Annotated in this window: 15 protein-coding genes and 1 pseudogene; 9 read left to right on the top strand and 7 right to left on the bottom strand. The window is 54.4% G+C overall.

Going from position 1 to position 26124, the window contains the following annotated elements:
• The first annotated feature begins 421 nt into the window (after positions 1-421).
• Both ACMXYH_RS20140 and ACMXYH_RS20135 read left to right on the top strand, forming a co-directional pair.
• The gene (locus ACMXYH_RS20140; RefSeq protein ID WP_415764638.1) at positions 422-1240 is read left to right on the top strand and encodes a hypothetical protein; all 819 of its coding nucleotides are present in this window, start codon (positions 422-424) and stop codon (positions 1238-1240) included.
• Between the two features lie 55 nt (positions 1241-1295).
• Positions 1296-1622: a hypothetical protein gene (locus ACMXYH_RS20135; protein ID WP_415764637.1), complete on the top strand. Its 327-nt coding sequence runs from the start codon at positions 1296-1298 to the stop codon at positions 1620-1622.
• Between the two features lie 438 nt (positions 1623-2060).
• Here the strand turns inward: ACMXYH_RS20135 and ACMXYH_RS20130 are convergent, their stop codons facing one another.
• Entirely contained in the window at positions 2061-3038 is a 978-nt protein-coding gene (locus ACMXYH_RS20130; RefSeq protein ID WP_415764636.1) for an IS5 family transposase, read from the bottom strand.
• A gap of 179 nt (positions 3039-3217) precedes the next feature.
• On the opposite strand from ACMXYH_RS20130, the gene ACMXYH_RS20125 reads away from it, so the two are divergent.
• From ACMXYH_RS20125 to ACMXYH_RS20110, 4 genes are all read left to right on the top strand, one after another.
• On the top strand, positions 3218-6019 hold the full coding sequence (locus tag ACMXYH_RS20125; protein ID WP_415764635.1) for a S8 family serine peptidase: 2802 nt from the start codon (positions 3218-3220) through the stop codon (positions 6017-6019).
• Positions 6020-6021: 2 nt separating this feature from the next.
• Positions 6022-7836, top strand: a complete 1815-nt coding sequence (locus ACMXYH_RS20120) for a trypsin-like serine peptidase (protein WP_415764634.1) — start codon at positions 6022-6024, stop codon at positions 7834-7836.
• Positions 7833-10916: an AAA family ATPase gene (locus ACMXYH_RS20115; protein WP_415764633.1), complete on the top strand. Its 3084-nt coding sequence runs from the start codon at positions 7833-7835 to the stop codon at positions 10914-10916. The genes ACMXYH_RS20120 and ACMXYH_RS20115 overlap by 4 nt, the downstream gene beginning before the upstream one ends.
• A gap of 499 nt (positions 10917-11415) precedes the next feature.
• Positions 11416-12672, top strand: a complete 1257-nt coding sequence (locus ACMXYH_RS20110) for a hypothetical protein (protein WP_415764632.1) — start codon at positions 11416-11418, stop codon at positions 12670-12672.
• A gap of 173 nt (positions 12673-12845) precedes the next feature.
• Here the strand turns inward: ACMXYH_RS20110 and ACMXYH_RS20105 are convergent, their stop codons facing one another.
• Genes ACMXYH_RS20105 through ACMXYH_RS20095 form a run of 3 tightly spaced genes read right to left on the bottom strand, consistent with a single transcriptional unit; the run spans position 12846 to position 18779 of the window.
• Positions 12846-15020, bottom strand: coding sequence for a DEAD/DEAH box helicase (locus ACMXYH_RS20105; RefSeq protein WP_415767729.1), 2175 nt, complete (start codon positions 15018-15020; stop codon positions 12846-12848).
• A 43-nt stretch (positions 15021-15063) separates the two neighbouring features.
• Positions 15064-16359: an ATP-binding protein gene (locus tag ACMXYH_RS20100; protein ID WP_415764631.1), complete on the bottom strand. Its 1296-nt coding sequence runs from the start codon at positions 16357-16359 to the stop codon at positions 15064-15066.
• Positions 16356-18779, bottom strand: a complete 2424-nt coding sequence (locus tag ACMXYH_RS20095; protein ID WP_415764630.1) for a TerB N-terminal domain-containing protein — start codon at positions 18777-18779, stop codon at positions 16356-16358. The genes ACMXYH_RS20100 and ACMXYH_RS20095 overlap by 4 nt, the downstream gene beginning before the upstream one ends.
• A gap of 1497 nt (positions 18780-20276) precedes the next feature.
• Between ACMXYH_RS20095 and ACMXYH_RS20090 the strand changes: the two genes are divergently transcribed.
• The gene (locus ACMXYH_RS20090) at positions 20277-20609 is read left to right on the top strand and encodes a hypothetical protein (protein ID WP_415764629.1); all 333 of its coding nucleotides are present in this window, start codon (positions 20277-20279) and stop codon (positions 20607-20609) included.
• 308 nt (positions 20610-20917) lie between these two features.
• Here ACMXYH_RS20090 and ACMXYH_RS20085 read toward each other — a convergent pair whose 3' ends face one another.
• Entirely contained in the window at positions 20918-21868 is a 951-nt protein-coding gene (locus ACMXYH_RS20085; protein WP_415764627.1) for an alpha/beta fold hydrolase, read from the bottom strand.
• Positions 21869-21930: 62 nt separating this feature from the next.
• Positions 21931-23136, bottom strand: coding sequence for an MFS transporter (locus tag ACMXYH_RS20080; RefSeq protein WP_415764626.1), 1206 nt, complete (start codon positions 23134-23136; stop codon positions 21931-21933).
• A 105-nt stretch (positions 23137-23241) separates the two neighbouring features.
• Between ACMXYH_RS20080 and ACMXYH_RS20075 the strand changes: the two genes are divergently transcribed.
• Complete coding sequence (locus ACMXYH_RS20075) at positions 23242-23883, top strand: TetR/AcrR family transcriptional regulator (protein WP_415764625.1); 642 nt, start codon at positions 23242-23244, stop codon at positions 23881-23883.
• A 258-nt stretch (positions 23884-24141) separates the two neighbouring features.
• Positions 24142-24490: pseudogene (locus tag ACMXYH_RS20070) on the top strand (SDR family NAD(P)-dependent oxidoreductase); the annotation flags it as partial.
• 80 nt (positions 24491-24570) lie between these two features.
• Here ACMXYH_RS20070 and ACMXYH_RS20065 read toward each other — a convergent pair.
• Positions 24571-26025: a tyrosine-type recombinase/integrase gene (locus tag ACMXYH_RS20065; RefSeq protein WP_415764624.1), complete on the bottom strand. Its 1455-nt coding sequence runs from the start codon at positions 26023-26025 to the stop codon at positions 24571-24573.
• Positions 26026-26124 lie beyond the last annotated feature (99 nt).

Genomic DNA, 26124 nt, shown 5'->3' with positions numbered 1-26124 from the left:
ATGCCACTCGCCTGCCAGAGAGCTACGGAAAACAGCAAACCAGATCGCCGCCATTGAGCCCATGGGCGCGCAGACGAGTGATGGTTCGAGTGGTCATTGGCCGTTTCGGCGCATAAAGGTGGGCGCACCCCGACCACGCGACCGCTATGGTGCCAGCTGCGCAGTGAGTCCGGTCGACGTGACCAACTGCAAGACACCACCGTGAAAGTGGCTGGCGTCTTGGGTCCGATTCGCTATGAGCCGTTGCAAATGACCCGGTTGCTCAAGGCATTCAGGGCCCACCTGGCACAAACTGGTCGGCCAAGGCCACGCCAATCCGATTTCCTGATGACCTTTGAAAAAATTCGTATTTAGCTACGCTCTGATTCTAGGGGCGTTAGTGAAGTCTGCCCCTCAGACGGCGCTGCTTTGAGGGAGTGAAATGTTTAAAGCAATATCAGCGTTTCTCAATGAAAATGACAAAGCAGCTGGTGCTATCGCCTCGATCGTTCAATCGGTCGCAATCGTGATCGCCGGTATTTGGTTGGGGTGGGTATTTTATTATTCAGAAATTTTAAAGCCGGCCATGTCTGAAACTTTTTTGTTGCCGAAAATTGAGCTTGTTAAGGTTGGAGTTGAGAATGATGAAAGCGGGCTTGAGTACTATGTTCTTAGTTTGAATGTGGAGGTGGAAAATAAAAGTGGGCAAAAACGACTTATTGCGTCTTCATTTTTTATTGTGAACGCATATAAATTTCGTACTGATGATGGTGGCCTTGCAGCGGCGGATTTCCAAGTAAATGCCAATAGTGCTCGTGGAGCAGTTTCTCGATACAGAGGTCGGGCACCACTTTCGGAGGTAATATACGTTGGTAGTGAGCTTTCGACCTCCCGTCTGGCAGTAGGGGAAAAAGCTATTCGCTCTCGCTTGTTTAGAGTACCTGTGGGAAAGTTTGATCAAGTGGAGGCGAATTGGTATGTCGTCAGTGGTACTGACTTGGAAGAGGTTGACATTGCACAGGTGGCACTTAAGGATATTACATACGATTATGCTGTTGGGACATGTTTGTGCAAGCGTGCGGGTAAGGCTAAATGCCCCGACATCTCATTTTCGATAGTTGCTGATTCAAATATACAAGAGAATTATTGCAAGGCGCCGTGGTATGTGGCGGAAAGTGCTGAGGGGAAAAAAATATCTGGAGATCCAGAGCGAAATGGGAAGTTTACTGCCACCTCATTTTTTGTGATGCCTCCAAAATAAATGTGAAGCATTCAGATCTTCTGAATACCTGGATTGAAAATTATAAGGAGCACTCATGATCCTTTACAACGAAATGGCCGTGATGACTCTGGAGATGATGACAGAGTTCGACCAGCCCGTGACCACCCGTGCGACGACCGTCGACGAGTACGATCCAAACACAGGAACCGCGCTGCCTGATACGATTTACCAAGCAGACCCCTCAAGGCATTCTGATCGACTTAACAGCCTGATCAAGCAGGGTGACAAGGAGATGAAGTTCGCTGCGCAGGGGCTTGAGTGGGCGCCTGATCTGTTGAACACAATTGGTTGTGCATCTTTGTGTCTGAAAATAAGACGCATACACCTTCCGTGGCTTGCACGGCAAACTCAGCGAGGCTAAGTGTGGGAAGCCGCCGGATGCGCGTAGCTGCGGGACGGGAGGATTGCGAGATCATCGATCCAGAGCCAATCGGAGCCATAAAAGGTCGATGCATGTGCCGTTCTGACTGGATTTCTCCCAGAAACTATCTATAGCTAGTATCTGTGCATCGCGCTTTGTTCGTGGTGCGTGTGGTTCCTCGGGGCGGTAGCTTTCCTGCCATGCCTTCGAGCAGCTCCGCTAAATGGAAAAGGATTATATGATTGATTTGGCACAGGCTCTTAAGGAAGTGCTCGACAGCTCGACTCTCTTAGGGAAGGTCTGAAGTAGGCATCGACTTTTGATGCCCTCCCGGCTTGAGGTTCAAAAAACGCTCGCCTGATCAGATAATCAGACCTTCCCCGCTTTTAATTCATCGATTTACCTTCGAATGACATCTTTCCAAGGCGCTTTTCCGCATTACAGGCGCACCTCTCCCATAGCCAGCAGCCGTTTTCGCACCATCCAAAGATTCGACAGGGCAAATAGCGTGTCCTGTTGCGCGGTGTTTTTCATCAGCCCACGAAACCGCACTTTCGTATAACCAAACTGACGCTTGATCACGCGAAACGGGTGCTCAACCTTTGCCCGTACCTGGGCTTTCGCGTACTCGATCTTGCGACGCATGCGTCCGATCAAACTCTTTTTCGCGTGCTTTTTATAACTGCTCGGGCGTGCCGCAATTGACCAGATCATCTGACGGTCCTGATGCTCAGGACGCTTGTCCACGCCGGTGTAGCCAGCATCGCCACAGACGTAAGTTTCCCCACCGTGCAGCAGTTGATCGACCTGAGTCACGTCCGCCACATTGGCCGCTGTGCCCACCAGGCTATGGACTAACCCCGACTCTGCATCGACACCGATGTGCGCCTTCATCCCGAAAAAATACTGGTTTCCTTTCTTCGTCTGATGCATTTCAGGGTCGCGTTTACCGTCCTTGTTCTTGGTCGAACTCGGCGCATGAATGATCGTGGCATCGACAACCGTGCCGTGACGCAGCAGCAAACCACGATCACCCAAATAGCCATTGATAACCTGCAAAATCCCGCCCGCCAACTCATGTTTCTCCAGTAGGCGCCGGAAGTTGAGGATCGTAGTTTCATCGGGAATCCGATCCAGATGCAGCCCCGAGAACTGGCGCAGGATCGTGGTCTCGTAAAGTGCTTCTTCCATCGCCGGATCGCTGTAACCAAACCAGTTCTGCATCAGATGAACCCGCAACATGGCCAGCAACGGATACGCCGGACGACCGCCTTCACCCTTTGGATAATACGGCTCGATCAAGGCAATCAAGCCCTTCCAGGGCACCACCTGATCCATCTCAATCAGGAAGCGCTCGCGGCGGGTCTGCTTACGCTTGCCGGCATACTCGGCATCGGCGAAGGACATCTGTTTCATCGGGGCTCAACCGTTCTGTTCATGCGAGGTGCGTATTTCACCAAATCTGGAAGTCTTTTTCAGGGTTTTCTTAGGTGGAAATACTCGGTAGCGGCACATCGCTATTGCGCTGAGCGCCCGGCCGGCGTCAGTATGGCGTAGATTTTTAGTGCTGTTTCCAAGGATAGAAGGGGAAAGTGATGGATTACTTGGCCATATTGCGCAAGCTTCTGAACCAAGCACAGACCTTAGCGGCGACCACCGACGGTTTCCCGCCAGACGAACTGCGGTTTGTCCTTGAGTACAAAACCCCTCCTGATATCGAAGACGAGCGGGGCCGCATTACGGCGTTGCTGGGTTCGATGAACCTGAATTTGCAGCCGCTCGATACCCTGCTGAAATCATTTTTAGTGCTGCGTTGCTTGGGCGTCGAACGCACGCTGCCGTCCCGCGAATTGTTTTCCATTGGCTATGCCCTCGCCAATGCGCTGGATCTGCTATCCGCCGAGCCTGATCTCGGGACGGGCTTCTATACCGAACCGTTCGAACCGGGTGAAGAAGCCGCCACCGAGGCGCTCGAATGGTTAGAGGCGACCTGTATCGTCAATAAAGCACCACCGACGGATCGCCGTTGGGCCTTGAAGTCGGCGGGCGTGGTGGATGCCTGGGCCTTGAGCCGCGGCGCCGGCATCATCATTGCGCAAGCCGATACCGGGATCACCGAGCATGCGCAGCTCGGTGAAGAAATGCTCGACAAAACCCGGGCCTACGACATTATCGATAACGATCCGAACCCCACTGATCCACTTTCGCCAAAAATGGGCAATCCCGGACATGGCACGGCGACTGCCAGCGTCCTTGCCGGCCGCGATACCGCGCAGATGTGCGGCGCCGCGCCCGCCGCAAAGATCGCGCCGATCCGTTGCATCGAAAACGTCAAAATCTTCAACGCAGCACCCGTGGCCAAGGCAATTGCCCACGCGACACAGGTCGGCTGCCACGTCATTTCCATGAGCCTCGGTGGAGTGCCAAGCCGCGCCCTGCATGCGGCAGTGCGTGAAGCGGTGAACGCGAACCTGATCGTCATTGCTGCGGCCGGCAACTGCGCACGCATCGTGGTCTGGCCGGCCCGTTATGACGAGGTCATTGCCGTTGGTGGCTCGAACGTTGAAGACGGCACCTGGATTGGCAGTTGCAGAGGGGAGGCTGTCGATATCACAGCACCGGCCGAACTGGTCTGGCGAGCACAACGCCACGCTTCGGCCGAGCCTACGGACGTCGTGGCGCCAGGGCAGGGAACGTCGTTTGCCACAGCGCTCACTGCGGGTGTAGCCGCGCTATGGCTGGCCCATCATGGTCGCGACAAGGTGATCGACTATGCAACGCAACATGGCGTCACCGTTCAGCAACTGTTCAAGGCCGCACTACTCGCCACCTCTCGCCAGCCAGAGGTATGGGATGCCGAAAACTATGGCCGTGGGTTGGTGGCGGCTGATGGGTTGTTGAAGCTGGCGTTGAGTAACATTCCCGTCGTGAATGTCGAGTCGCTGGGTGGTCCCGAGCGTGACGTTCAGACCTTGCTCAATCAGGAATACGGTTTTGCAGTCATTGATCCGGCCCTGCGCCTCGCCAGGTACGAAACGGAAATCGCCGCCATCGCGCTGGCTCAGGCCCGCGCCACAGGTGCTGCGTCAGGTTTGAACACCGAGTCGAAATGGTTCTCGACCCGACCGTCGACCGAGTTGAATGAGCAAATTCAGCAGTCAACTGACCCGCGCCTGCGGCGTTTTGCCGAAGTACCCGGCCAAACTAGCCTGGCACGCTTGTCGAGTACCGGGCCGCTGTCGTTACAGGACAAACGCATAAGCCTTGCCTTGCCGACTAAGGCTCTGGGTTTGGAGAGCGCACAAGGGTTCAGTCCCGAACGCGCACGGGATTACTTGCGGGGTACCGGTAAACACGAACAGCTTGACCGTTTTACCCGTTTGCTCGACGCCCGATCGGGAATCACTCGGGAAACTCGCGAGAAGCTGGTCGGAACGGTGGCGCAGGATCTCGATGTTTACGTAAAAGGTGCAAAAGCCGGTTCGACAACAACCGTGGGGCTGGAGGCGCTGGTCCGTATGACCGGCCGACCAGCCTTACGGGTACGCAATAACGACGTGGATTCCGACCATCCGGAAGCCGCCACATGGTCCGACACACTGTATCTGATGAGGAACGACCAGAGCCTTCAAGACCGTTTGTCCCGCATCGGTCGCATCGATGTCGGTGGTATCCATGTAGGCACGGGCTTCCTGATTGGCGACGGCGTGCTGTTGACCAACCGTCATGTCCTACAAGCCTTCGCCGCCCCGATTCCGCAACGGAATAACCCGAAAGACTGGATCATGCTCAGCAATGACGTGACCATCGATTTTGCCGACGAACCTAGTTCGCTGACGACAGCGACGCGCTTTCGCATCACCGAAGTTATTGGCGCGGGCTCGCAGCAGATTCCTGACAACATGGCTGACTTCTCCTGCCTCGATGCAGCGTTGTTGCAGGTGGAAAGCTCCAACGGCCAGCGGAGCCTGCCAACACCTATGACCGTGGTGAAAGACCCGTCAAAGGCGGATGTGAACAGCCAGGTATTCCTCGCAGGATATCCTGGCCGCCCGGGAGCATTGCCACGTACGGCCACAGGTGCAATTGATGCAGAAATCGCGACCCGGCTCAACGAGCTGTTTGGTGCTGATTACGGCACCAAGTACCTTTCGCCGGGCCTCATCATGCAAGGTGTAGGCACGTTGCCTCGCGACACTGAACGCAGTGTTTTCACTCATGACGCTACAACCCTCGGCGGATGCTCGGGCTCGCCGCTAATCAATTTCAACTCGCCGCAAGGTGTTGTGGGGCTGCATTTCGGTGGTAGCTGGCTGCGTGAGAACTATGCGCATGGTATTGGCGCGGTGGGGGCGGGTAATAACCCGATCAGCTGCGCTAAGCTCAATTGGGTGTGACAATGCCGGAATCGATTGATCCGCAATTGATGTTGTTGGCTGAAAGTGTCGTGTTGTCCGACGATGGTTTTTGTGCGATTTACGACGTTCTTGCAAGTCTGCATGATGCAGATTCCTTCATGGTGTTGAAGGCTTTGAGTGGCCAGGACGGCAATCCCTTTTACGCCGCTTTTGTCGGAGCCAAAGAACGAGAATGGTTAGGTGAATTGTGCTTGCAATTGACGTCTGTGGGCGGTCTGAAAGCGAGCAATGAACCTGATGCCGAGAGGCTAAAAATCAAACTGCACAAGGTCATTGAGCCCGAGCTGGGTTTTCTCGACGCCAGCGCAATGACCCGTGCAGGATTGGAGGCGGTGCGACGAGTGTGTCGAGTGGTAGTCGAAAATAGCGAGGGGGAGGTCAGCTACGGTACAGGATTTCTGGTGGGGCCCCAGGCGATCCTGACTGCGTGGCATGTCATCGAGCCGCTGCTAGGAGATGATGGTGTTCCATTGGAGGGCAGTGATGAAAAAATCAAGATCGAGTTCGATCATGTCGGTGCTGTTTATGAGCAATTGCATGTCTCGGTTGCCCCGCAATGGCTGGTCTCTTCCAGTGCCTACCACCAGACAGAGAGTCCGCACCAGGTGTCGATTGATTTCCTTTCGCAATCTTCCGACGGGTTCGACCAATGCCTGGATTACGCCGGCATTCGCTTGATTAGTACGGTGGGGCGTTTCCGCGGATTCTACCAGCTTGACCGTTTGCACAAGCCCCAGATTAGAGTACCAGGATCGCAGATGACGTTGTATCAACACCCGGGTGGCAAGCAGATGCGTGTCGCCTATGGCTACGGTACTGCGCTGTGGCCCGCTGACCATCAGACGCGCTTACGCCATACCGTCAATGCTATGCCGGGCTCTTCTGGCGGGTTGTTGCTGGACGTGAATTTCAAACCGGTCGCGCTGCATCAATGTGGTATCGAAAGCAACGGCGAATTGATAAATGGTGCAATTCCGACCGCTTGTATTGCGGCCCGAAGTGCAGGCGTGCTGGAGGGGGTGTTGGGACTAGATCCCGTCTGGCGTACTGAACATCGCAATGAGCCGATCCTAGGGCGCAAAGGTTTTCAACAGGCTGTACAGGATTGCATGGCGGGGACAAGGCAAATAATTGCTGTGGTCGGGCAGAGGGAAAGTGGAAAGAGCTTCAGCCTGGAAATACTGCGCACGATGCTGAAGAACAATGCGGAGCACTCGATTGTGTCGTTCAAAGCGGCAGAGTTGGTGCGCGGGCCAAGGGCGTTTGCTGAAGAGCTTATCCATCGCGCCGGCTCAAGGGGTTCTGTGTTTGAACCTTTGCCCTTGGCCGAGGAAAGCGATACGGCTGTCGATGCCTGGATCAAAGGCATTTTGTTTCCGGCATTTGCCAAGCAAATGAACGCCGTAACAGAGACCCGTCAGCTCTGGTTGGTGATTGATGAACTGGACGCAAACCCCTTGGCTCCAGGTCCTTTACAGCATTTTCTGGAGCAGCTTTATCAAGATATAACCGATATTCCAAAGTTGCGGGTGTTGTTGTTGGGCGCTAAAAGCTTCGTGCCGGGAGCACGGCCCGATAAGTTGTTCATTGATATTATTCAGCCGACCAGCCAGCAGGACATTATCGAATACCTTCAACTGTACTCGATCGGCAACCGCCTGGAGATGACTGAGGGCGAGGTCAGGCGCCAGGCGAAACTTATCGAGAGGGGTGCGAGCTTGTTGTCTTTGACGGCTCTCAAAGGACTGTCCTGCTTTATCCAGCAGATTGTTTATCCCGCCTTGGAGCCCTCATGAACTCCTCTATCGATAACGCAGAGGACCCCATTGTCCAGCGACTGGCTAAGGTTCGGGTCGACGTTGCATTGATAGGGCCTTTCGATCCCCGGGCCATCGTGGACTTTCAGCAAACGCCAGAGATCGCCCGGGACATTTTGCGCGGTCTGGCACGCATCTGCGACGAGGTGCCCTCGGAGCAAGGCATTCGCTGGCAGCTGACGCCCGATTGCCGACGAGCGACGTTACGTGAGCTGTCCGATCTTAAGCAATTGCGCAAGTTCGCCCGCCGTTCAAAAGCTCCGCCCGGGGACATGCTGGGGTATTACCTGATCAAGCTTGCCAGAGGCGAAGTATTCAATATCGAAGCGCTTTCGACCTACGATTTGAGCTATCTGTATACCGCTCAGCAGTTTCTGGGGCACCTGCCCGAGGGGCGTCTTTGCAGTGCCGAAGTCAATCGAGTATTTGACCTGCGTGAATTCAAAGCCTCGCTCGACATGGCGTTACCCATAGCCTTGTTCGGTCGTGAGGGTGAGCTCCAACGGCTGGATGATTACCTGCATAGCGGCCAAAATACCGACGGCGTGAGCGAAGTCGAACCACTGTATCTGACCGGCCTCGGTGGTGCAGGAAAGTCTGCGCTGTTGGCAGCATTTGCCCGCCGTTTGCTAGGTGAGAAAGTCCCGGTCATCTGGTTCGACTTTGACCGGGCGGCCTTTTCCCAGGCCGATACTGACCTGATGACGATGGAACTCAGTCGCCAGCTTGGGCAGTTTCTGCCGTCACTGGCGAAACCCTTGGCCAAGTTTCGTGAGCAGGCTCGCGAGGTGGTCGGTCTGCACCACAGCGCCGAAAGCTATGAAAGCAGTGCTTACTCCACGAGCAATGTGTGGTCGATCTGGCACCAGGAAATGGCCGGGCACCTGCCGCTACGTGAGCCAATAGCGCTGGTGCTGGATACCTTCGAAGAGGTGTTGTTGCGCGGAGCGAGTGAACACCGGCGCCTGCGCAACTGGCTGAAAAGCGTGCGGGAAGAGGGCGAACTGTTCGGTCTACGGCCGATTCTCAGCGGCCGAGTACTTCCAAATGATCTACTCAAACATCGTGAGTGGAAATTCGAACAAATCGCTCTCAACGATTTAAACCCTGAAGCTGCTTACGCAATGCTTCACCAGCTATTGCTCGATATAAGGGTTTATGTGGAGGAAAGCCTATGCCGCAGGATGATTGAACAATGGGGCAGCAGCCCGTTGTTTATTCGGCTGCTGGCCCGTTTCCTTAGCGAAGAGAACGCTGTGCAGGAAGCTGCCGAGTTACTCGATAGGGGGCAGTTCAAAGGGGTGACTCACACGCTGGTGCGCGGATTCACCTATCAGCGCATCCTCAACCGCCTACGTACCGACGATCCCGATTTACGCAAACTTGCGCACATGGGCCTGATCTTGCGCCGGGTTAACGCCAAGTTGATCGAAGAGGTTCTGGCAGAGCCATGCGAGCTTCCCGTATTGGATAGCGAACGGGCGGATCAACTGTTCAGGACGTTGGCTCGTCAGGTGTGGCTGGTGGAGGAAACGGAACGCATCGAGGTGGTTCGACATCGACGAGACTTGCGTCAGGTGATGCTGGGGTTGATGGAACCGGCCGACCTCGCCGTAGCGCAGGTCATCCACTTTCGTGCCCTGGTATATTACAAGGCCGGTGCTGATCCTTACTTGACCAAAGCCGAGCAAGACCTTGAGGCGGATTACCATCGTTTGTTCATTTCCGAGTCGGAGCTGGATCTTTTTGCGCAGCCCAGCAATCCCTCACGGTTGGTGACGTCACTGGGGGATGAGTTGGAAAGCGTGCCGCTGCAGCAGCGGGCTTGGTTGAAAAGGCAGGTGAAGTACGAGCTCAATAAGGAGGAGTTGAACAGCCTTTCCACGGAGGCTCGCGTCGACTATCAGAGCGAGCAGATCTCCCAAACCCTCAAGAGCGGGGGAACGACGATCCCCGCTACCGACTACGGCGAGTTAACGGTTGGAGCGGAGCAGTGGCCCGAACCTCTGACCAGTGATTTACCAAGTTTCATCGCGTCGAACTTTAGTGCGGCGAATCTGAGAATCATCAATAAGAAACGCCATGATGCGATCGACGATTTTTTTCAGATGATTGCTGTGGGTCGGGCATCGAGAGCCTATGCCGTAGACTTTTGCGAAAGCCCGATCTGGCGGGTGGCTTTGGCGGCTTTGTACACCGGAGATCGGGACGAACTGTTTACCGTGATCCGTGACCGCATGGACGCTATTCAATTCATCGAGTGGCAGCGTCCGATTCGAGCTGACCAAAGTAGCGGGCTCGACGTGGCAACAGCGGTGACTATGTTGGCGGCCCTGTGCGGTAAAAAGGAGATCCACCTGCACGGTTACAAAGGCACGCAACGACCGCGACAGCGCACCCACAGTAACGACGAACTCAAGGCGTTGCTCCTTTCCTTACGACGGGATTCGGAAAGTCCCGTGGATTATCCTGCGCCTATAGCAACCGGCCTTCTGTGCGACCTGACTCCGGATTTCATACGTTGTGTGGAAGGTGAATTGTCGGAGTTCAAGGTCCATGACCCAAACCTGAACCGTTTGTTGACCGATATTCGGGGCGGTGAAGAGCCGAAGCTAGCGAATTTCCAACGCAAGGCAACATCGGTTGGGTATGTGGAGTTGCACCGCCGCTCCATGGGTAGGTCTGGGTTCAGAAAGGCCTTTCGACCGCTTTATCCGGAGCTGTATCCACACATACGCGGCGCTATACGCGGCGCTGATTTTGCACTGCTAACGTTTGTCAGTGAGGCGGAAAGCTATGTCTCGGTATGGCCGTTCGAGTTGAAGAGGGATTCCTTCGAGAAATCACTTAGACGTGATTCAGATCGCTGGACGGCAACGCTGATTCACTTCGCTGATCGCTGTGGCTTGCTGTATGCGCTTCTGAGTCATATTGCCCATTCGACCCAAAACAACATAGCTGTCGTCGAGGCTCGCAGGCTCTATGAGGTTTACGACCAAGCGTTGATGGGCATTGAGTCCTTTGAAACCAACCGTCGCGGAAGGTGGTTTGAGTATTAGCGAGCAGGCGCAAACGTGAAGTGAGTTCTGTATGAATTATTGTCAGTGCGATGATCATTCTTTGAGTGTCGATTTGGCGCTTTCAGATTCAATGGCGGTGGTTGCGGAAAAAATCGCCGAGCTGGTAGCGCTCTAGCTCTTTTGTTCACACAGTTTCGGCATTCAGATGCGGCTGCTCGCACATTTTATCCTCTACGGTTTAACAGACCTGCCTCCGGCAGGACTGTTAGCTCCGACTAAGAGACCGATTTGGGCCGATTGCTGCCTGTTGTCAACAGCTGAAGGCAGTCTGAGGATGCCGTCAACGGTCGAGTTGTAGCAGCAATTTTTAGGCAGTCACCCAACGGTATTGTTTGGATACTTTTACCCGCGAAGGCGTTACACGAGACGGCTATCCATGGTGGAAAAGTAGTGCAGGCGATTCTCCATGGAGGGGGAGTGATTTCAATATGCCTTTATGGTGATGGTCCGAATGGAATTTCTAGGGAGGAGTGGGTTGATGGTGAAGGAATACGCTGAGTATGAAGTCCAACGGGCATTGCATCACGTGTGTTCTGCAAATAACCCAAAGGATGCGTTGGAACGCTTTCAGGAGGAAATCGAGCTGCTCGGTGACTGGCGGATCATGTATGCGGCAGCTGAATCGGGTGGGCCGTTTAGCTTGGTACGGGAGCAGTTCTCCAAGAAAGGGTTTGTTTCGACCATGTTGCGCGGCAAGTCCGTCTGGATTCTGGACAAAGCCTTTGCCTTGTCCAAGACGCAAGTGAACTACACATTGGGCGGCTCGCTTTTTCTGGATTCGAATGCGGCTAGCTACATTCGAAAGCTGTCATATGCGGAGCGTATTTCTCCTGAACTCGATGCAGTGCGTGCTGATCTGCATCGGACGTTTTCCGTAGATGATCTCGCAAGATTGAATTCTTACATCTACCTGTGTGAGGCGCAGAAAAAGTGGTCACCTGAAACCCGCCAGTTCTGCAAAGAAACGATTGCCGCAGTGCACGCACTGTCGCTTGATAATGCCCCACTGAGTGATGGTTGGGGGGAGCGGTATCGCAGCTTTTACCAAGAACAAGCCGAGGCGTTCGCCGAGGATTGGATTGAAGGCTTTTCGCGTAGCTTGGAGGGCGGTTTGGGCGTCGCCTTAGCTCAGCAAGCTGCGGCTGCTGAGTGCATGATTTTGCGGGCCAAGATTTTAGAAAGCAGCTCCAAGGCATCACCGGAAGCGAAGATGGAGGCGTTGCTCAACTTCATGCACGATGAGTTGCAAATCTTCATGCTACGCGAACTGATTGTTTGCGCCGATATTCTCTTTCACACCCAAAAAACGACGCTTTCGAAGAAACTGAACTCGGTCCTGGACAAGGAAGAACCTCTTCGGATCATCAACAACTGCGCCTGGGATTTGTACATACTCAGAATCATAGAGTCGCTGTCAAATCCTCAAGACTTGAAGGGTGTAGATTTCTGCCTGGATCGATTGATCACCTTTGATGAGGATCTCGCGGATGTCATTTGTCTGACTGAGCTGCGCGCAGTAGCGGTTCATCTCGGTTCACATCGTGCATATCCATTCTTTAACAATGAGTTGACCGGCTGGCTGGCGGGGTTGATCGGGCACAAGCGGATGGCGGCTTTTTCTGAAAGCTTGCAGGAGGAAGCCTTTAATAAACGAGCGGATCAAAGAAGTCTGGATAATGTGCAGAGAATTCTAGCGGAAGATCGTCGTCGCTTACTGCAGCTGGCAAAACGGTAAGTGATGGTTTGACTGACGCTGGCTTAACTATCGTGTGATTCCCGACACGTGTAAACAGGCCCAGGATTAAGTACAGCGGGGCCGGTGGTGATCACTCATCACCAGCCCAGCGGCGAAGCATCGCAGTGTTTTTGTGTCGTTGCATCGGATCAATGCAGCGCAGTTTCTTCCGCTTATTTTTCCACGGAATGACTCTGTGCAAAAAGAATTGCGGTCGAGATATCGAGCGATATGGAAGCAAACGACTTCATCAGCAAGGATTGCGGCAGCGCCCAGTCCCACTTTTCGCGCAGCATGTTTTCTACCTCCGAAAGTATCGAGTCTAGATCAGCGGCATCCAGGCTTCCGACTTCCTTCAGCGCCATTTGGGTTCGACCGATGTCGGCGTCAACCTCAATGGCAAGGCCTGCGTTATCACAAGAAAGGCCGACATGATTGAGTAACAAGCGCAGTGCATCGTTGGCATGATCACCTAGCCAGCTCATCAGATAACACTTGCCGCCCGCCTCAACTATGTAGCGCTTACCAAGGCCCAGCGAAACAAATGTCTTTCGAGCCTCGTCGAGAAGCTCTTGAGCCCCTTGATCAATAAAGGGGCAGGGGAGTGTGTCTGCCAAGACGGCTCGCATTTCTTGGCGTACGTTGTCATGCACCATCGCACCCAGACCGTCGAACTGAGGAGGGGCACCACCGCGTGCTGCTGAAACGATGATGACTTTGGCCTGGAGATCAACATCACGAACCTGCCACCTCCGGCCTCCGAAAATAATGCGCTGATCCTTGGTCAGTGGACGGCTTACCGGCACAGATCCCAGTGCCCTACCATCGCATACAAGGCGAAATTCTTCGTCGCTGGTGAATGCGCTGTAGAACTCATAGTGGTTGATCAATCGCTCTCCAACCGTCCCAGGAAGCAGCAATCCTGAGCTGTCCTGAACAATGAGCTCGTGTTCTCCGAGCGCCTTGAGCAGCTTCACAAAGTCTGGTTTTTCAACTTTTGGAAATGCTCCCTCAGCAATCAAACTTTTCCAGAGATCTGCGGCAGATGCACCGCCGCACTGGGCAATCACTGAAAGACATTGTTGAACGAGGGTGGACGCGTGAATGCCTTGAGCCCTGGGAGGTTCAAACCACCCCTTGGCCAGCAATCGAACCATGGCAATGGTTTGGACCAAGCCTTGGCGCAGTTGATCCGAGAGGCTCGATCCATCTTTGAGTGGCGATTCCTTGCAGTAAACGCGCAGCGTTGCTTTTTCTCCTGGGCGCCTTCCCGATCGCCCTAGACGTTGTCGCAGGCTCGCCACCGATGGTGGGGCACCAATCTGCACGACTGTTTTGATGCTGCCGATGTCTATGCCGAGCTCAAGCGTCGTAGTGCAAATCGCGGATGCCGCGTGAGTCCCTGCCTTGAGAGCATGCTCAGCTTGCTCACGTAAGTCCTTCGAAAGGCTACCGTGATGAGGCCAGAATTCGTTAGGCACGCCGTCTTTCTCGCAGCGCCGTCGCAGTTGATCTGCGTACCATTCAACCTGAGACCGGCTGTTTGGGAAAATCAGGTTGTTACTGCCGCGTAACACCTTGTAAAGATGATCAGCGATCGCGAAGTCTGGGCTTGCCTCGTTCTCTGTCTCGTCTTCATTTTCCGCCTGGTCAGAGAGCTTTACGGGCTTCTTCTTGAGCTCGCTCATGGGTGGCTGAATGTAACCACGAACTTGCACCTGGAGAGTTTGGTTGGAGCTTTTTGATTCAATGACGGTAACGCCATCGGCATTTCCCGGACGCAAAAACTCCGACGCCATCTTCATGTCGCCGAGGGTGGCTGAGAGCCCGACTCTAGGGAGACGGTGCCTGGCAACAAGTTCTACCCGATGCATCAGTGACTGAAGTTGCTTGCCTCGTTCGCTACCGATGAACGCATGCAGCTCATCCACGACGATATAGCGCAGGTGCTGGAACACCCCGCCAAGACTAGAACCGCGGTTGACGAACAGGGCTTCAAGGGATTCAGGAGTGATCAGAAGCACCCCCTCAGGGGACTTCAAAAAACGATGTTTTTTGCTTGAGGAGATGTCCCCGTGCCAAGCCACTACGGGAATCTCAAGCTGCTCACAAAGACGGCTTAACCTGTCCCACTGGTCGTTGATCAGGGCCTTGAGCGGGCTGATATACAGCACCGAACCGGGTGGGTCATCATGATTCAGCAGATTCGTGAGGATGGGAAGAAAAGCAGCCTCGGTTTTGCCTGCCGCTGTTGCTGCGGCGATGATGACATCCTGATCGGCATCCACCAGCACAGGTACCGCCCATTCCTGGGCGTCGCGCAAAGAAGTCCAGCCTTCCGCCCAAATCCATCGCTGGATTCGGGACTCAAGTTGATCGAAACCCGATGACTCAGAGTGTGAAGGTGGCAAGTTCATCGTCCGCATCGACTTTGGTATCGTCTTCGCCGCCTGAGTCCCTGGCGACCTCGACAGCTCCAAGCAGCGTCCGCCAATCGGCGCCTGGGTTTTGCTCCAAGATGGCTAGCAGGTTGATGAACGCTGTGATCGTGGTGCGCGGCGTACGGAAGTAGGCTTCCCCCAAGCGCTGATTACAGTGCGCCATAAACAGTGGGAGCGCCTCGTCAGGCAGTAAGTACTTTTCAGCATCTCCGCCAGCGTATACGTGACGAAGTTTCTGAAGCAGTACGTAGAAGTCTTCCGGGGTCAGGCTGGTCAGGCGAATGACCGGCCCCGACAGATCCACCAATCCTGATTTCGCAAACGAGTTATCGGCCAATCGAGATTGCAGGGCAGGGTAGCTGAATAGCCCCCGACGAGTGTCCATCAAAAACTCAGGCGTGCCACCTAAAACGAAACCAAGCCCTTCGGACGATCCCTGCAGAGAGTCATTGAGGATACGGAGGATCTGTTCGTAATTGGCATTACGAGCTTGGGTATTGGCCAGTTTGTAGAGGTTGACCAGTTCGTCGAGGCAGATCATCAGACCGCCAAAACCTGCAAGTCTGACGAATCTCGACAGGAGCTTGAGCTGATCGTAGACGGAGGCATCATCAATGATGGTTCGTACGCCCAAGGCTGCTCGGGCATCAGTCTTAGTGGTGAACTCTCCACGCAACCAACGGATGGCGTCGGCCTTGAGCTGCTCGTTGCCTTCTTCGAAACCTCGGCAATAGGCGGCAATCACCTCCGCAAAATCATACCCGTTGACCATCTCGGTCAGCTCGGCCAAGTGAGCACGAATAACAGTCTCGCTGTCCGTACCCGCCGCCTTGGCTTCGGTTTTGGCCTGAGAGATGAATTTCTCAACAATGCCTTGCATAGCCCCACCGTCGGGCTTCGTACGCGTCGACATGTTTTTAGCCAACTCGGAGTAAAGCGAACGTGCTTGTCCACCCGTGGCATGTAATCTGCGATCTGGGTTCAAGTCGGCATGCATGGTGACAAGCTTGCGCTCCATGGCAATGGCTCGTACTAGGTTCAGAAAAAACGTCTTGCCCGCACCGTACTCGCCAATGACGACTCGAAATGCCGATCCACTTTCAACCAGGCGATTGACGTCCTTGATCAGTGCATCTAGTTCGCCTACCCGGCCAACCTGAATCAGGTGTTGGCCCACGCGAGGAACGACGCCTGCGCGTAGCGACTGGATGACCGCATCGCGATCCTTGGCTCTGATAGTGCTCATAGGGCTAACTCTTCCAGAATGTCTGTATTGATCTCGACAGGGTCATCACCCTCAGTGACGGGCATGTCGAAACGTTCAAAAGCCATGTCGTTAATTTGTTCCAGGGCACCATCGAGCATCAGCTCCATGTCGCTGGCGGCAGCTTCAAGTTCGGAGCGGCTCCACTCAGGGCGTGAGATCAGCAACCGAAGGAATGCAGAGTGTTCTAAATCGAGACCATCAATGTCTGCACTCGATTCTTGTACTGATCCTGCCACATCGACCAACTGTTCCGGTTCGTCAACCTGGTCATCAGTGAAGACTTTGGCAAGGAGGGCGGAGACCTCTGCGGTTTCTCGTTGCAGTTCTGCAATGCGCTCGTGATCAAGCACGAACCCTTGATTCGCAGTGGCGGTGATCGGGGTTCCAGGCTCGGAACGAGGAATGCCGGCTTTTGGTTTTACGGAGGCAATACTTGCTCCAGATGCAGCACCGTGGAGATCGCTGTACAGCAACTGACTGTCTAGCTGCAGGGCCTTGTAAACGCGCTCAAGAAGTTTCACTTCCAATGGGCTGACGATGCCATCAGCTTGCGCCAGATGGGCCAGGAAGCTGGCAATCGTGCGTTTGGCTTCGACCGTTAGTGGGTCGAGTTTTTTCTTCAGGCTGGCCAGCGTTGGCGGTTGCTGGATCTGGATTCGCAGGTGTGCTTTAAGGCGTTTGCGATGGGCCACACTCAGGTGATTCCAGGAGTCGATGTGTTGAGCAAGCAGCGTAACTTCCTCAGTGGAGGTATCACCATCGGCAGAAGCCACAGCACTAGCAAGGTCGAGCGTCACCGAAGCAGCATTGTAAGCTGCAGAAGCTCGCAGTGACCCGTCTTCTGGTTGAGTCACGAACAGCGCGATTTGATCCTCTGCCTTCGGTGTCTTACTGCCAGCCAGTACGTCGGGTTCAATACCAATGTGAAGCGATTCCAGTGCGCGGGCAAGTGCAAGTACTTTGTCGCGGGACAGGGCGCCGGCGCTCTTGAACCGGCCTGCGAGTTCGCCAAAGCTCATGACAATCAGGTCGTCGCCAATTCTGAGTTGAAGCTCGTCCAATTCTGTACGGGCTGCCATCGGCCAGAGAGCGACGGGGAGCTGCAGAAGACCTTCGAGAGCGTCTGCGCTATCAGGGTTGCGGCCCAAATATCGGCTGTAGGGTTCAAGCTCGGTAGTGCATAGCTCAACCAGCAACTGCAGGCTTTTTCGTGTGCCTGACGTTGCGAGGACATCAGGAAGGTCACCCAAGCTAAGCGTGGGAGCCATTAAGACCGCGGAGGCCGGCCGATAGCTGGTTTTAAGCTTGGTCTTGTTCTGCGCCAGGCTAAGACCCTTAGGATGGGCGCTTGTGTACTTAAGCTTGAACAGTCTCGAAAAAACATCCTTACAGCGGGTCACGGGCGTGCGTTTGCTGATGTTGGGGTCAGCTAGCGCCCAGGCTAATGCCCAATCGGCATCAAGGGGGCGCTTGTTGGAGGCGAATTGCCCCAGACCTACGCGCAGTGGCAGTGGCATCTCGTAGCTATAAGCGACAACGTTGGGAGGTGGGCCAAGGTAAAGGTCTGGATCGATCTTGGTGCTGCTCAGGTAATCAAGAAAACCTTCTGCATATCCCCTGAACGACCTATTTTCCCCGTAGATACTCAATAGACGCTGGACTTCTTCGACGATCAAAGGAAGCTCAGCCTTGACGCCCGGGTCACTCACTGCGTCAACGAGTGCTCGACGCTCTAGACCATAGAAATACAAAAAGACGTAGCCGGTGTCTGCCAGTGGGTAACGACGACCACCCTCCAGCCATTGAAGGTATCCACGGCGAGCCTCTAACGTGATGGAGTGAAAACTGGGCCAATAGGACATCCGCCGTTCTTCTAGATCGACGTGTGTCTTTGCGATACGGAGCTTGGGGTTTATCAGTGAGGGCTCTTCGGCATCGTGCCGGCCACCTAGCACGCTGCCCATATAGAACATGCCAGCGGGAATTGAAAAACCGGAAACGGTGACAGATTCACCTGCTGGTACCCAGCGAACATCAGGTTTTTGCGTGCTCGCATTTGGAATTTTGAAGGACTTTGAAGGTGCTGAGCCGAGTTGGACAGTGTAAAAATCAGAGGCTTCCTCAGTACCCATATGGCTCCCTGAAACCTCACGCATAGAGAAAGTGAGGCCGGATCGTTGATGCTCTCGTAGATGTTCCGCCTCCGAAATGGTCACTGACAATTGCTCAGCATGCCGCCTTGAGCGACGAACCAGCAGCCAAAAAACCGCGGCAATGCAAGCAATAACACCAATGGCGATCCAAGCATTTTTCGGGATCGATGCGACTGCGCCGAAGGCCAGAGCGAAAATGATCAGGATGCCGTTACTTGTGGAGTTTTTTGCCTTCTTCCTTGCCATGAGTCGTTTCAACCTTGAAATATGGGTGCTGGCGCAATGGCAGTATCCGATAATTGCCTTACGAGAACCATGGTCTGAGGAACGTTATTGATCGGAAAATTTTGCTTGCGCACGAATAGCTTCAATCATCAGAAGTAGCTTTTCAGCATGACGCGCGCAGATCATCCCCTCCATTGCTGATAGCTGCGATTCATTGTGGGCAGCTATCAGCCAAAAGCGGTCACTCAGTTTCTTCGCGAAACAAGGGAAGTTCAGTCACCGGTAGAGTTAAAAAAAACTGTACACGGCAAGCTTGGAGGATATCTAGAAAAACCAAGAGAATTAAACTCTCAAGCTATGCCGCAATGATGGTATCCGATATGTTGTTATAGTGCTCATAGATCGGGTAATGATCGTCAGATAAATCGAAATTACCGACTATGCCTTCATTCCCTACAAGCCTCAATGACAAAAGCTACCATTAAAGTAGCTTCTGCCAGTGACAACCTATTTCTTTGAGGACTTGCTAGGTTTCAAGTCGGGATTGTTTCCCTGCGTGTCTTTATTGTCACGACGACGCTTATCAACTTCGCCGGTTGATTTAGCAATTGGCTTTGGGCCTGGTTTAAGTGCCATAAGATCTCTCCTTGATGTTAGTATTGATTTGGTTGTTACAGAATCATCTTATTGGTACTGGCTGATACTTTCAATAGACATGAGATGCTTGAATTTAGCTATGTGAAAAATTGAATTAGCTTTGGCAGTATCTACTGATGATCTACCGGTAGGCCAGGTTGTTGATTTACATCCATTTGTGCGACGTTGCAGGTAGCACAGCACGTCCAGGGTCATTCGAGCATTGCTCAGGGCGCAGTGGGAGCCGACCTCCAGCACCCCGCATTCGATAGCGGCCTCGATAAGCTTGATCCAGCGCCATTGCCAGCCCTTTTACCCATTCACCAATATACAGCAGCATTGCGCAGGCGGTGGTCAGCTCCGGAGCGGTTAGTCCGTGGCGATGGTGGGCAGGCGCCGATCAAAGGAGGCGCTATAAGCAACGACAGTTCGCCCCGCGACGATAGCTGCGTATTGCTCGGCCACGTGCGATGGCCACCATGTCGTCGGTGATACCTTGAATTCATGTGAAATCGTTCACGATCTTGAGAAAACCAGACCGAGGCCTCCTGACAAAGGCATCAGCAGACCCTACCTGATGTTCACGGAAAGTTAGAGTAGTCGAGAGGATAATAGTGGTGTTAGGGGAAATGGGGTCAGGTATGTACTCGTCCACTGCGAAATTTCGCTGTCAAGCCGCTAGCAACCCGAGATTGAATGGCAGCTCCTGGCCGATAGCTGCCTGCCTGCCATGATAGGCGGCAGATGGACAGACGCTTACGCTCGCCAGTATCTGCTGGCCCTTTACCACTTGAGGTCTCACCCCAGCGACGCTTTACAACAGAGTCCGGCCATCCTGATAGAATCGATTAGGTTATAGATAACCCCCTTCTGAGAAATGGTATGAATACAGAATTGATGGAAGATGAGATGCGCCGGGCGCTCTTCGGTGATTCTGAGCCCTCTGCGCCGGCAATTAACTCAGCCGTGCAGGACGCAGTCCCGGATGTTGTGATCGTGCAACCGGTGAAGGCAGCGAAGAAAAAGACAGTCTCAAAAGGCTTCACACCTAGGTTGAGAGTCACGCTCCGTGTGGGAAATGAATTTGAAGGCGAGATGCACGAGATGGTACATGAGGCCGATACGCTGAGCTCCCTAGTTGCAGAACAAGAAGCTACTAAGACGGCCAGAAAAAAATTCAGGTTTGTGGAAGTGGTCTCGGTCAAGTCGATGTAAGTGGGTACTCTCACTTTGCTCGCCCGCCTGGCATTAAACCCCATTCGGTTACCGCGGGTCACCGAACAGGTTCGTGTCGATTGAAGCCTCAAACATTAGGGGGCGGTAGTCGTATCCCGGACTGGATTTAACCCCATCACTCCATCCAACTCTCAATGTTTAACTGATCGCCAGCCCAAAGCCACATAACTGAGGTGGCGACAGGCAGAAATCGGCCAAAAGCCGACATTGGCCAAGCCCAGGACTCGGCTCACATCGGTGGCCGCCGCGTTTCAAACAGCAGCCACCCTACGCATCCAGAACATCTGTCAGTTATTCAAGAATTTTACCACCAGAGGATTCAATTCAGCGGAGCACTCCTCCGGCAACCAGTGTCCACAATTGGGCAAGACCTGGCCTTCTACATTGGTCGCGTACTCTTTCATCTGATCCACTTGAAATTGCCCCATTCCGCCGTGCCCTCCACCGCCGATTGCCAGCACGGGCATGTTCAGGGGAGTCTTTGCCAGCTCGACGTTTTCAATGACCGATTGGTTAAGCGCTCGGTAGTATTCGAACGACGCGTTCAGCGTATGGGGCTTGGCGTATGACTTGGCGTAAAGATCGAGCAGCTCAGGCGTAAAGGCATCCTTGTTGGTCGCGTGTTCTTTGATGAAGTGCGAGAGGAACAATTTTTCATGCCCTTTGATCAGTTTTTCGGCCAATTGGTTGCCAGCGGCAAAGAAGCTGAAATGCCAGACCAGCGACTCACCCTGTGGTGAGAATGCCGGGAAATCGTAAATGCGCTTATCGGGAATCGGCGCCTCCATGTACACCAGTTTCCTTATCTGGCTTTGATGGGTGACTGCCATGGGATAGGTGTTCCAGATACCGATGTCGTGCGCAACCAAGTCAAACGGCTGGTTGCCGCTTAGCTGTGTCGCGAGGGCGAACAGATATTTCGAGACGTCAGTGCCGGTGTAATTGGTCTTGGGCGGTTCCGACTCGCCCAGGCCCGGTAAATCCACCGCAACTACGGTGTGAGTCTTCGCGAGTTCGGGCATCAAGCTGTGCCACTCATACCAGGCTTGACCAAATCCGTGGACCAGATAAACCAAAGGCCCGGAACCGCCCTTCACATAGTGGAGCTTGACGCCGTCTATGGTTTTGAATTCACTCTTGAATCCCGCTGGAACAGGAAACTCTACCGCTTGAGCCAAGCCTGGCAAAGTCAGGGTGATTGCGACTGCGGCAAGGGCCAATCTAAGGCGCTTTATCATTTTATTTCTCCATCGAGTTATGACTGAAAATTACGACCATGCGAAGGCGTGCTACCCCCCGATCAATGACCGTGGATCGCTTGGGTGGTGTGCCGTTGGCCTTGCGGAAAACCATGCGCCCGTGCCCGAAATGCAATGGCCAGGCTGATCAATAGCAACGCCAGCAACACGCTAGGAAATGCACTCGTTCCCCATTGGCCGAGTAGCACGCCACCCAGCAGTCCACCACCGGCAATAGCACTGTTCCAGACCACTACATTCATGGAGAGCGCTACGTCAGAGCCCTTGCCTGCGGCGTCGGCGAGTGCTGTTTGCAGCAGGGTGGCCGCGCCACCAAAGGTCAGCCCCCAAATAAAGACACCCACGTAAATGGCCGTGCCGGAGCCTGAGAACACTCCGAGGAAAATCGAAACCGCTGCGAATGTTGCAAGGCTGGCCAGCACGGTTGTTCGCAGGTGCCGGTCAACCAGTCGGCCCGTGAGCCAGATGCTGGCCAGCGCCGCGACACCAAATGTGAGCAATACCAAATCGATGTCACTGTTCAGCCCAGCCTTGGAGACGAAGGGCGCGACATAGGTGTAGAGAATGTTGTGGGCCAGCATCCAGGTGAAGACGACAGCCAATACCGAGCGGACGCCTGGGGTGAAAAACACCTGGCGTAACGGCATGCGCTGTGAGGATGACTGGCCTGGGTAATCCGGCACTTTGATCAGCACCCAAACGATTAATACCAGGGTCATGCCGGACATCAATCCAAACGCCATGCGCCAGCCCATGAATCCACCCAGCCAGGTTCCCATCGGCACACCTAACGACAACGCGATGGGCGTACCTACCATCGCCACCGCCAATGCGCGCCCCTGCAAATGAGGGGCGACCATGCGCCGTGCATAGCCCGCGATAAGGCTCCAGGCCAGCCCCGCGGAAACCCCGGCGAAAAACCGTGCAATCAGCGTAAGCCAGTAATCGGATGACAGCGCCGTGAGGGTGTTAAATACCAGGAAGCCGACAATCGTCAGCAGTAGTACCGTCCTGCGGCGCCAGCTTTGTGTGGCAATGGTCAGCGGGATTGCCGCCAGCAACGACCCTAACGCATAGACAGTCACCATCTGTCCGGCCAGAGACGCAGAGACACTCAGACCACTGCCAATTTCGGGCAGCAAGCCCGCTGGCAAGGTCTCGGTGACAATGCAAATGAAACCCGTCATCGCCAGTGCAAGCAGGGCTCCTAGCGGAAGCTTTCCGCTCTGTCGCTCATCTGTAGTCATTTGTCACCTCACATATATACTGATCGGTATAATATGGGGGTGTGCCGCGATCTAGTCAACGACTTATATATCGATTAGTATTTAAGTGATCCAGAGGAGGTTCACATGGCACAGATGGGACGTCCACGCACCTTTGACCGTGGCGTGGCAATTACTCAGGCGATGCATTTGTTCTGGGAGCACGGCTATGACGCAACATCACTCAGCCAGCTCAAGGCAAATATCGGCGGCGGCATCAGCGCACCCAGCTTCTACGCTGCATTCGGATCAAAGCAGGCGCTGTTCAATGAGGTAATGGAACGTTATCTGAACACCCACGGCCGGGTGACTGATAGCCTGTTTGATACCACGCTCTCCCCGAGAGAGTCGATCGAACTCACGCTGCGGCGCTCCGCGAGAATGCAGTGTGAGCCCGACCACCCGACAGGATGCCTGGTGGCGCTGGGTCTGCTGAGTGCCTGCACGGATGAAAGCAAAGCCATCTCCCAACCGCTGGCTGACGCAAGATCCTTGAATCGTGCAGCGATGGTGGCGTGTGTCGAACGCGCTATCGAATCCGGGGAGCTGCCAACCACGATCGTGCCCGAGGCATTGGCTACGGTGTTTGACAGCTTTCTGTTGGGGATTTCGGTACTGGCCCGAGACGGTGTGCCCCTCAAACAGATAGATGACGCGGTGACGCAAATCATGACGTTTTGGGATGTGTCGTGTAACGGTCGTCCGCTTATTGGTTCAGGCAATCCCTAAACAGCATTAAACAGCAACCCCCCGTTCCCAGCAAACGCATCGGTATAGATGCATTTGAGACTGAAAGGAGCTCTTGGATTGTTGATGAGCGTGTTGCCCAAAGTGGGCTCCAATAATCCTGACCTGACAGCCAACTGCGATGCTCTGCGCCTCAACATTCACAGACGTGGCTATGCATGCATATTCCGACAAGCCCATGCCAATAGATTGCTCACGCCTTAGTCAGACTGACTTAACTTTTTGTGATGGAGATACACCATGACCTCTACTCAAACTCTGCAACGAAAAGTGGCTTTCGTCCAAGGCGGCTCTCGCGGTATCGGTGCGGCCATCGTCAAACGCCTCGCCCGTGAAGGCGCGGCAGTGGCTTTCACATTTGCATCGTCTGACGAGCGGGCCAACGTTTTGGCCAGAGAAGTGATTGCAGCTAGTGGTAAGGCCCTTGCCCTCAAAGCCGACAGTGCCGATGGCGCAGCCGTGCAGCAGGCCATTCGCACGGCAGTCGAGCATTTCGATTTTAGTCAATAACGCCGGCGTGCAGGCCCGGGGTCACCTCTATTTTTCCTACGCGCCTGAATGGCTGCAATTGGCCGATTTCTGCCGGTCATGATGGGCAGAAATCGAGCCAAATAGCGCGCTCGGCGATGTCATACGAAACTATGAGTACTCAGTACTAAAGATGCCGACTTATGAAGTCGGTAGCAATCCAGTCGCGGTATAGGCTGGGAAAGAAATCATCGACTCGGTCGGCGGGTGCTCGTAGGTTGAGGACAACGCGGCACTGAGTCGATCGCCCAACAGGTTCCAGGCACGTCTCTTTTCTTCGGCATAATCGTGATGCAGGTAATGGCGTCTCACCCGGGAGCCGGCCAACACATGATTTTGGCAGCGGTCGATGACGTCCAGGCTAACCCCCAAGGCCTGCATCATGGTTGCGCCCGTGCGGCGTAGGTCATGCGGCGTCCAGTCACCGTTCTGGCCGTTGGCAAGGACCAGGGTATCGTCGTGACGCCGTCGCGAGAGGGCCTTACGGTTTTTGAACCGGGCCTGGCGGTCACCCACTTGTTTGCTCACCACTTTTACGTCCACATGCCCGTCATCCTGCTTGTTCGGAAAGCACCACTCTGAGTCGCCCGTCAGGGTCTTGAGTTCCTGAAAGAAATGCAGGGCAAAGGGGGAGAGGAAGACATGGTGGTCCTGTTTCTTGCCGCGAGTGCCTTTGACGTTTTCGCTGGGGAGGAACCACGTCAGCCGGTCCAGATCGACATTTTTCCATTCGGCCTGGAGCAATTCACCAATCCGGCACAAGGTGCCCAGGCTGATCCAGAGTGCAAGTTGGGTCTCCTTCTTCAGCGGCCGAATGCCGTCGTATTTTTGGCCGGCGGGGAGGGCGTTGTAATCGGCGGTCATTTGCTGGAAGCGATTGTGCAACTCCAACAGCTCAGCCGGGGCAAGGATCCGGCTTCTTTCCGCTTCGTAGTCGGCAGGGATCAGTGGGGAGATGTCGACCAGTTCAGTCGGATCACCCTCGACCAACAAGACCCGCCAGGGTTGGCGCTTTCTGGCCCAGCTGAACATCTGGGTGAGGTCGGCGAAGAAACTGATGGCTTGCCGGTGAGCGCCGCGGTTGACGACGGTGCGGATCAGCGCCCGAACATCGTGTTCGGAAACATTGTTCACCGCTGTCCTGCCGAGTGCTGGCAAAAGGTCCTTGTTAAAACGCCGTTGCAACTCGGCATTGCCATATTTACGCGCCACACCATCCAACAGCCACGCCTTGGCCAGATCCTGGACGGTCAGCGTTTGCACTTTCGTCGTTTTTACTTGTTCGGCCTCTACGTTAGCCGCGGCGTATGCCTGTGCCTTGGCGGTTTTCTTGTGCTCGTTGGGGTTGATCTGCTCATCAATGAGCGCCCTGGCCTGGTTACGCGCCTTGCGGATGTCCGTCAGGGATTTGCGCGGCCAGGTTCCGCAGGCGTACTCTTTGTTCTGGTCGCCCCAGCGATAACGATAGAAAAAGCTGACTGACACACCGTCCTTGCGGACTGAGATTCGACCGGCCAGATTGCCATCCTCCCGGAGGATGCGGCCGGCATCGTTGGTGGTCAGCGACTCGAGTTCTTTGATGGTGATTTTGCCCATGAAATGGACTCCCCCTACTTTTACCCCCACAAAAACGTCGGCTCTTGATGGACGTTACTGGACTCTCGTAGAGCAGAACACCGCTGGAGCTCAAGTAAA

The organism is Pseudomonas frigoris, assembly GCF_047758635.1.
GTDB lineage: Bacteria > Pseudomonadota > Gammaproteobacteria > Pseudomonadales > Pseudomonadaceae > Aquipseudomonas > Aquipseudomonas frigoris.
The sequence above is the reverse complement of the archived record's forward strand: the minus strand, read 5'-3'. Positions and strand labels throughout refer to the sequence as shown.